The sequence below is a fragment of the Candidatus Laterigemmans baculatus genome, from assembly GCF_010367455.1.
GTDB classification, from domain to species: Bacteria; Planctomycetota; Planctomycetia; order Pirellulales; family Pirellulaceae; genus Laterigemmans; species Laterigemmans baculatus.
Window position 1 is genome coordinate 1 of the sequence record NZ_WRPR01000046.1, and the last position, 8492, is coordinate 8492.

Below are 8492 nucleotides of genomic sequence, written 5' to 3' on the forward strand. Positions count from 1 at the left end.
TGAGCCGACGGCGCTAGCCGCGGGTGAGCCGACGGCGCTAGCCGCGGGTGAGCCGACGGCGCTAGCCGCGGGTGCTGCAGCGGAAATCCCGAGGCCCGAGGCCCGAGGCCCGAGGCCCGAGCCTAGCGCCTACGGCTCAATGGAGTCCCGCAAGTCGGATACAGGAGCTCTCTGCGATGACCCATTTTGATGACGCGGGCCACCCCCGGATGGTCGATATCACGGGCAAACCGGTGACTTCCCGCCACGCGACGGCCGAAGCGATCGTGAGCATGCAGGCCGAAACGCTCGCGCAAATCACGCGCGGCGAAACCAAAAAAGGGGACGTTCTGGCGGTCGCCCGCTTGGCGGCAATCCAAGCGACCAAGCATACCGCGACGCTGATCCCCCTTTGCCACGCGATTCCGGTCGAAGGCGTCGACATCGAATTCGAGTTCCCCGACGCAACGCACGTCCGCTGTACCGCCACGGTCCGCACGACCGCCCGCACCGGAGTCGAAATGGAAGCCCTGCTGGCGGTCTCCACCGCCGGGCTGACGATCTACGACATGTGCAAATCGATCGATCGCCAGATGCAGATCGATTCGCTGCGCGTGGTGGAGAAGAGCGGAGGCGCTTCAGGTCGCTTCGTCCGCGATTACGGCTCCCGCCCGAGCAGCGGCTAAGCCGAGGGGGTGTTGAAGATGCGGTCCCCGGCGTCCCCCAGCCCGGGAACGATGAACTGCCGTGCGTTCAACTCCGGATCGATCGCGCCCACAAAAAACCGCACCTGGGGAAACTCTCCGCGGACTCGATCCAGACCCGGCTGAGCGGCGATGACGCTCACAACGCGGATGTCCGGCACGCCCCACTGCGCCAGCCGCTCGACCACCAACCGCACCGAACCTCCGGTGGCCAGCATGGGATCGAGGACTAACGCGATATCCACGGGACTCGTTGCCGGCAATTTGTCGTAGTAGCGAACCGGCGTCGCGGTCTCCTCGTTGCGGTACAGCCCCAGATGCCAGACCTCCGCTTCGGGCAGCAGTTGCAGCAAGGGATCGACCAGCCCCAGCCCGGCGCGGAGGATCGGGACCAGCCCAATGCGGTCGGTCAGCACCTGGGCAGCCGTCTTGGCGAGGGGCGTAGTCACGACCGTTTCGCGGGTCTTCAGATCCTCCGTGGCGTACACGCCGAGCAGCATCGCGAGGCGATCGACCGCGCTGCGGAACTGCCATGTCGGCGTGGACGCATCGCGGATGATCCGCAGGTGGTGCGCTGCCAGCGGGTGGGCGATGCAGTGGACGCGTTCGTTTGTCATGATCCATAGTTCCCTGAGCCAACGGCGCTAGCCGCGGGTTCTGCAGCGGAAACCCCTGGGGCCGCGAGGCCCGAGGCTAGCGACTACGGCTCAATAAGCCGCTACTTGGCGGCCGCCAGATCGGCTTTCATTTCGTCGATCGACTCGAAGACCGCGTCGAGATCGTCTTTGAACAAATCGCCAATCAGCAGGTCGGTCACACCGCCGCCGTGGTGCGGATACCGCCGCACGAATTGACCGAAGCTGAGCCCATCGTAGTACTCGCAGACGAGTCGCCGCATCCGGTCCATCCCTTTAAGATACTCGGGTCCCCAGCCGCCGAGCTGGGCTTCCGAAGTGTCTCCCTTGCCCAGGCCTTCGGTGATCGCATCCGCAGCCAGCTGCCCCGATTTGAGCGCCAGCAGGACCCCGGAGGAGTAGAGTGGGTCGAGAAACCCAAAGGCGTCGCCCACGAGGACCCAGCCATCGCCGGCGACGCGGCTCGAGCGATAGGTGTAATCCTTGGTCGCGAAAATTTTTGCGACCTGCTTCCCCATCGAGACGCGTTCTTTCACCGCCGGGCAACGGTCCAGTTCTTCTCGATAGGTCGTTTCGTGGTCCTGGCGACCTTTGAACAGATAGTCAAAATCTCCCACCACGCCGACGCTGACGATGTTGTTGTGTTGAGGAATGTACCAGAACCAACCCTTCTTTCCCTCGACCCGCAGCACAACCGTCGCTCCCTCGTCCTCGCCACGGTCGCGGTAAGCGCCTTCGAAATAGGTCCAGATGGCGCCTTTGTTCAATTCCGGGTCGGGCACCCGCAGCTTGAACTTGTTGATCAACATCGAGCTCTGCCCGCTGGCGTCGACGACGACGTCGGCATGCACTTCGCGCGTGGATCCGCGTTCGTCGACCACTTTGACCCCCACGGCGCGGTCGCCCTCGAACAGCACGTCCAGCACGCGGACGCCCTGGTGGACCTGAACGCCATGCTCCTCGGCGTTCTGCAGCATCATCTCGTCGAATTCGCTGCGCACGACTTGCCACGTCTGCGAGCACTCATGCGGACGGTGCTTGGTGAAGTAGAAGGGAGCCGACTCCTTACCGAATTCATTGACGAACTGCACGCTGTACTTCTTGATGAAGGGACTCGCCTTCATCTTGTCGAGCATGTTCAGACGTTTCAGCACCCAGTAGGTTTCCGGAATCAGCGATTCGCCGATATGGAAGCGCGGAAAACGCTCACGCTCGAATAGCTCGACCCGATAGCCCTGCTGGGCGATGAGCGTGGAAGCGGTGGCGCCGGCGGGGCCACCTCCGATGACGACGACATGAGGATTTTCGGCGGTGCTCATCGGCTTTCTGGGGTTGGGTTTTTGGGGAGGCGGGGAAGGGGAACGCTGGAAGACCCGGCAGCCGTCGACGCTCAGGGGTCGACGATCGAAGGGTTGTCAGGATCTTCGTGAGGCTCGCGCGCCGCGCGGAGCAGTTTGCTCAAGTCTCGCATCGCGGTGCGGCTCAGATGGCCTAGCTGCCGCCGATGACACTCGCGCACCGGTTCGTCCAGTTCGTCGAGCAACGCCAGGCCCTTGGCCGTGATGCTGACCTCGACCACGCGGCGGTTCTTCGGCTTTCGCTCGCGAAACAGCAACTCCCGCTGCTCGAGCTTGTCGAGCATTCGCGTCATGTCCGGAGCCCGCGAGATCAACCGCGTGCCGAGGGCTAACGTCGGCATCGACCCGGGGTGCACCGAGCGGAGGATCCGCAGGGCGTTGTACTGCTGCGCCGACAGGTTGAACCGGCCGAAGGTATCATCCTCGAGCAACTTGAGCCGGTCGTAGGTCCGCCAGAGGTTTAAAAATACCTCCTGCTCGGGCGAATCAAACTTCCCACCCCGCACCGCTTTCGCGGAGTCAACGGCAGCGGTCGACTGGGAGGGCGGCGGGTTCATGCCCGTCAGAATAACCGCCCCACCAAACAGTTGTCCAGACAACAGTCGTCGCGACAGCAAGGAGGCGGCTCGACTACCAGGCATCGTCCGATCGTTTAACGGCAAGCCATGAAACGTTATCCCGAGTGCATCCTGGCCACGGCGGTTCTTCCGTGGGACCGCCGCGAGCGGTTGATGGAGGACCTGTTCCGCGAGCAAATCCGTCTGCTCCGCGAGCGGTTGACGCCGCACCTGTATCTGTTCGGAACGGCCGGAGAGGGATATGCGGTCTCGGATCGACTGTTCGACCGGATCGTGCGGGTCTTTCTCGAGGAGATGCCACCCCCGCAGATGCAGCCCATGGTCGGGATCATTCACCTCTCGTTGGCAACGATGCTCGAGCGAATCGAGCGATGCGTGGGCTGGGGAGTGCGAGACTTCATGATCGCGCTGCCGAGCTGGGGAGGGCTGGCCGACGACGAGGTCGATTGTTTCTTTCAATCCGTCTGCGGCCGGTTTCGCGAGTGTCGGTTCCTGCACTACAACCTTCCCCGCAGCCAGCGGTTGCTTCGGGGCGACGACTACGCTCGCCTGGCCGAGGCGCACCCGAACCTGGTGGCGGTCAAGTATGGCGGGGGGCCCGATCGGGCTGGGCGGCTGGAGCTGCTCATCAAGGCGCCGCAGCTGCAGTACTTCTTCAGCGAGTTTGGGTACGCGGAGGTGCGCGATCGGCACGAGTGCGGACTGCTGAGCTCGCTCGTCAACATCCACCCGGAGATGGCGCGGCAGTTCTTCCAGGCACGCGGTCCGCAGCTCGCCGAGCTCTGCCGGCAGGTGGAAGCGATTGGTGAGGCGGTTCGCGAGTCGGGGAATGGGCGGACGTACATCGACGGCGCCTACGACAAGATGCTGATCAAGACGTTGCTGCCCGAGTTCCCACTCCGGCTCCTCTCCCCCTACAGCGGAATGAGCGGAGAGCAGTTTCAAACGTTCCTCGCGAAGCTGCCTCCCGAGTGGCGGCATCTTGAGCCGTAGGCGCTAGCCTCGGGCCTCTCTTGAGCCGTAGGCGCTAGCCTCGGGCCTTCTTGAGCCGTAGGCGCTAGCCTCGGGCCTCACACCACTCGGTTTTCCGCTGCGGAACCCGCGGCTAGCGCCGTCGGCTCAGGGGGGGGGTGCTGACAGAGCCCAATGCCGCTCGGCCGTTGACGGCTGCCGGGGCAGCGGATAGCTTGGCCTGCGATCGAGGTGTCGCCGGGAGATGTGATCCCGGCGAAGAATAGGGAAAACGGTGCAAATCCGTTGCGGACCCGCCGCTGTAACCGGGAACGAACGCTGCACATGCCACTGCGAGCCACTCGCGGGAAGGCGCAGTCAGTAGGCCTGACCCGGAAGCCAGAAGACCTGCCTCCGATTGGTTTATCGAGAAGAGTTTCCTCCCGGATGGTGGTGGAATCACGCTTTCTGTGGACCGCTTCGGTGATCCACCGGTCGCTGATCCTTGGCAGACGCCGGATCGGATGATGCGCCCTTGCGGCTCGGGCCGCTGGCATGAATCCGCAGTTTCCGCGCGCTTCGCTCGCACGCGCTTCGCCCTTGATTGACAGGGCGCGGCCGATCGCTTGGCTCCTCCCGTTCCGCGGCGATTCTTCTCCTCGACCGGCGCCCTTGGCGGTGTCGGCTGCAACGAGGAATTTGCAAATGGTACGAATGTTTTGGACGGGCCGCTGCGCGCCCGCGTTGGTCTCTCACAGTGCTCTGATCCCGCGCCGCTCGAACTCAATCGGTTGCGGCGGTGGTCCCCACGCTCGCGGCGGTTTTACGCTAGTCGAGTTGTTGGTCGTCATCGCGATCATCGGCATTCTGGTGGGTCTCTTGCTGCCGGCCGTGCAATCGGCGCGCGAAGCGGCCCGGCGGATCAGCTGCAGCAGCAATTTGCGGCAGATCGGACTCGCCTGCCATCTCTACGCCGACTCGAATCGTGGCTACTGGCCCCCCGCGGCGGACACGACCAATAACCGTCGTTGGTTCGGAGCGCGCGATTCGAGCAGCGAGCGTTACGACTCGTCACGAGGGCCGCTCTCGCCATTTTTTGAGAGCAATGAAGGGCTTAAGCACTGTCCCTCCTTCGCGAACTACTCGAGCGACAACCAGGGCCCGATCTGCAATGGCAATGCAACCGCTTTCGAAGCGGGCAGCGGCGGCTACGGATATAACAATTACTATGTAGGCGGTACATGGTATCGCTATGGTTGGTCTTCGACGCGGTCGCAAACCGAGACCTCGTCGATGCGTGATATCGAAGCCCTCAGCCGCACCGTCGCCTTTAGCGACACGGCGTTTACCTGTGGATCGCCGGACTCGTTCCCGATCGAGTACGGGTTCCTTGAGCCGCCGTACTTTGTCGATGGGCCGCACCCGTTGCTCTCGCCCGCGACGCCTTGGCGTACGACGCCTTCGATCCATTTCCGCCATGGCGGGCGGACCGCCAACATCCTCTGGTGTGACGGGCGAGTAACCTCGGCCGTCATGTCGGGGACGGCCGCCGGAAGCAGCTATTACGGCGGCGAGCCAAACGACCTGCATATCGGATGGTTCGGGCCGCTCGAGAGCAACGTCTTGTTCGATAACCGCGACAAGCTGGATGCGGATATGGGAGGCGTGCATTGAAAGCCACCCATTTCTCGCCGCTGCTCGTATGGTCGCTGCTTTTGACGGCAGTCGCCGGTTGCGGTCGATCCGAACCGGAGATCACGGTCATCCCCGATCCGCACGTTCAAGTCATCGATTTGGACGGGCAGAAACGCACGATCCCGAGCGCTGAACTTTATGAGCCTGGCACTGGCCGCCCTTTAGTAGACAGCGTGTGGGTGATCGATCGAACGACCAATCGCCAACTGTTCGTCAAGATCGATCAGTTGGCGGCAACGTCGCCGGGCCACGCGCGGTATCTGCCGGTCACCGAAACCCCGCCGGTCGCGCCCGGGGCGGTGGATGAATAGGCTCTGGCAGGACTGCCTCCAAAACCGGATGCAAAACACGATGGATGTTTGCGAAGCGATCTATAGCCGCCGCGGGCGCGACCGCAGCGTTTCCGCCAGCGATGAGGAAGGCCAGTGCCGGCGCAAACGTTAATGATCCAAGGCACGGGTTCGTCGGCCGGTAAGAGCTTGCTAACGGCCGGACTTTGCCGAGTCTTTGCGCGGCGCGGCCTGCGGGTGGCACCGTTCAAAGCCCAGAATATGTCGAACAACGCGATGGTGTGCGACAACGGCGCCGAGATCGGCCGCTCGCAGGCGCTACAGGCTCTCGCAGCCGGAGTCCCCTGCCGCGCCGTGATGAACCCGGTCCTGCTCAAACCAGAGGCGGACTCCCGTTCCCAGGTAATCATCAATGGAAAACCGTGGGAGACGGTCGCCGCAAGTGACTACTATCGTCGCCGCGATATCCTTTGGCCCGTGGTGACTGCCGCGCTCGATCGACTCCGCGAGTCGTGCGATCTGGTGCTCATTGAAGGCGCTGGGAGCCCGGCTGAGCTAAATTTTTTGGAGACGGAAATCGTCAACATGGCGGTTGCGCGGTACGCCGATTCTCCCGTGTTGCTCGTCGGCGATATCGAGCGCGGAGGCGTCTTCGCCCAGCTTTTAGGAACGCTTTGGTTATTGGATCCCGAGGATCGCAAGCGGATCAAAGGGCTGGTCGTGAATAAATTCCGTGGCGACCTGCGGCTCTTTGATCGAGGCGTGGAGATCCTCGAGCAGCGAGGTAGCCTACCGGTACTCGGCGTGTTGCCTTGGCTGTCCGAACTGTCGCTTCCTGAGGAGGACGGGCTTGCGCTGAATGAGGAATCAGGGCCTCGTCAGACCGGTTCGACCGACAACTGGACCATCGACGTGGCGGTCGTGCAACTTCCCCATATTTCAAATTTTGATGATTTCAATCCCTTGGCTCGCGAGCCTGGGGTGCATCTGCGTTACGCCCGCTCTCGGGCGGAGCTGGGCCGACCGAGCGTGGTGATTTTACCGGGAACGAAAAACACGTTAGACGACCTGGGCTGGCTTCGGCAGAGCGGCCTTGCGGAACGAATCGGTGAATTGGCGGAGCAAGGGACGGTGGTCGTTGGGATTTGCGGGGGCTACCAAATGTTGGGCCGCAGGCTTCTCAATCCCGCTGGACTCGAATCGAGTCTTCATGAGGCCTCGGGTCTGGGACTACTGCCGGTCGATACGGTGTTTGCTCCCGAGAAACAGACGTATCAGGTTCGCGCTGAAATCGTCGATGACCGCGTGGCTCCCGGGCTCGGCGGAGCGATGCTCACCGGTTATGAGATTCACAGCGGGCGGACCCATTCACCGTCGGCTTGGCTCCGGCTTTCGCGATCCGCTTCGGGCCGCCCGGTGGTTGCCGACGGAGCACGTTCGGAGGATGGACGGGTCTGGGGCTGCTACGTCCACGGCTTGTTTGACAACGACCGGTTTCGTCGCGCGTGGCTAAGCACGCTGGGGCTTGAGCCTTCGAGGCAGCCGGGCTCGTACCGGAGCGCGGCCGAAGTCGTCGAGGCTTCGCTCGATCGCTGGGCGGACCACCTCGAAGCACATCTGGACCTCGAGCGACTCGAGGCCATCGTATGGGATCTACAACCAGAGATTGCGAATGTCGGATGAAATTGATCGCAAGCACCAAGAGCGGATGGTGCGAGTCAATGAGGCTTATGAGAAGCAGTTGGCTTCGGCCGACCGCGAGAAAGGATTGGTCATCGTCCACACGGGGGCCGGTAAAGGAAAGTCGACAGCCGCTTTCGGAATGGCCGTTCGTGCCCTGGGGCAGGGAATGAAGGTCGGGATCGTTCAGTTTATCAAGGGCGATATTCCCACGGGTGAAGGAGCGTTCTTTGCCAATCTCAATCTCCCGGTGGAAATGCACACCATGGGAGAGGGCTATACCTGGAAGACGCAAGATCGCCAGCGGGACATTGCAACCGCCGAGCGGGGTTGGGCGAAAGCGGTGGAATTGATCCGCGATCCGAGTTTCAACATGGTGATCCTCGATGAGCTCAACATCGCCCTGCAGTACGAATACATCCCCATGCAAACGGTGCTCGACGAACTGGCTGCGAAGCGAGAGATGCTGCACGTCGTGATCACCGGGCGAAACGCGAAACCGGAACTCATCGAGGCGGCGGATCTGGTTTCAGAAATGAAAGTGATCAAGCATCCGTACCACCATGGAATCAAACCGCAGCCGGGAGTGGAGTTCTGAAAACTTCGCAGCGAATCGAGGTCG

General features: G+C 62.5%; 10 protein-coding genes and 1 riboswitch. Of the genes, 7 read left to right on the plus strand and 3 right to left on the minus strand.

Going from position 1 to position 8492, the window contains the following annotated elements:
* The first annotated feature begins 176 nt into the window (after window positions 1-176).
* Window positions 177-665 (plus strand): cyclic pyranopterin monophosphate synthase MoaC, encoded by a 489-nt coding sequence (moaC, locus tag GNK13_RS10440; RefSeq protein WP_164102466.1) that lies wholly within the window; start codon window positions 177-179, stop codon window positions 663-665.
* On the opposite strand, the gene upp is transcribed toward moaC, so the two are convergent.
* The 3 genes from upp to GNK13_RS10455 all read right to left on the minus strand — a co-directional run bounded on the left by upp (window position 662) and on the right by GNK13_RS10455 (window position 3317).
* A complete protein-coding gene (gene upp / locus GNK13_RS10445) occupies window positions 662-1300 on the minus strand; it encodes a uracil phosphoribosyltransferase (protein WP_164102467.1) in 639 nt (212 codons plus the stop codon). The genes moaC and upp overlap by 4 nt on opposite strands.
* 101 nt (window positions 1301-1401) lie before the next feature.
* Window positions 1402-2637, minus strand: coding sequence for an NAD(P)/FAD-dependent oxidoreductase (locus tag GNK13_RS10450; protein ID WP_164102468.1), 1236 nt, complete (start codon window positions 2635-2637; stop codon window positions 1402-1404).
* Window positions 2638-2708: 71 nt separating this feature from the next.
* Window positions 2709-3317 (minus strand): MarR family winged helix-turn-helix transcriptional regulator, encoded by a 609-nt coding sequence (locus tag GNK13_RS10455; RefSeq protein ID WP_235935033.1) that lies wholly within the window; start codon window positions 3315-3317, stop codon window positions 2709-2711.
* 24 nt (window positions 3318-3341) lie between these two features.
* On the opposite strand from GNK13_RS10455, the gene GNK13_RS10460 reads away from it, so the two are divergent.
* The 6 genes from GNK13_RS10460 to cobO all read left to right on the plus strand — a co-directional run bounded on the left by GNK13_RS10460 (window position 3342) and on the right by cobO (window position 8468).
* The gene (locus GNK13_RS10460) at window positions 3342-4247 is read left to right on the plus strand and encodes a hypothetical protein (protein ID WP_164102469.1); all 906 of its coding nucleotides are present in this window, start codon (window positions 3342-3344) and stop codon (window positions 4245-4247) included.
* A 191-nt stretch (window positions 4248-4438) separates the two neighbouring features.
* Window positions 4439-4636: riboswitch (cobalamin riboswitch) on the plus strand.
* A gap of 274 nt (window positions 4637-4910) precedes the next feature.
* Complete coding sequence (locus GNK13_RS10465; RefSeq protein WP_164102470.1) at window positions 4911-5879, plus strand: DUF1559 family PulG-like putative transporter; 969 nt, start codon at window positions 4911-4913, stop codon at window positions 5877-5879.
* Window positions 5876-6211: a hypothetical protein gene (locus GNK13_RS10470; protein WP_164102471.1), complete on the plus strand. Its 336-nt coding sequence runs from the start codon at window positions 5876-5878 to the stop codon at window positions 6209-6211. The genes GNK13_RS10465 and GNK13_RS10470 overlap by 4 nt, the downstream gene beginning before the upstream one ends.
* Window positions 6204-6344: a hypothetical protein gene (locus GNK13_RS10475; RefSeq protein ID WP_164102472.1), complete on the plus strand. Its 141-nt coding sequence runs from the start codon at window positions 6204-6206 to the stop codon at window positions 6342-6344. Before GNK13_RS10470 ends, GNK13_RS10475 begins: the two co-directional genes overlap by 8 nt.
* Window positions 6344-7873, plus strand: coding sequence for a cobyric acid synthase (locus GNK13_RS10480; RefSeq protein WP_164102473.1), 1530 nt, complete (start codon window positions 6344-6346; stop codon window positions 7871-7873). Before GNK13_RS10475 ends, GNK13_RS10480 begins: the two co-directional genes overlap by 1 nt.
* Window positions 7863-8468, plus strand: coding sequence for a cob(I)yrinic acid a,c-diamide adenosyltransferase (gene cobO / locus GNK13_RS10485; RefSeq protein WP_164102474.1), 606 nt, complete (start codon window positions 7863-7865; stop codon window positions 8466-8468). Before GNK13_RS10480 ends, cobO begins: the two co-directional genes overlap by 11 nt.
* Window positions 8469-8492: the final 24 nt, after the last annotated feature.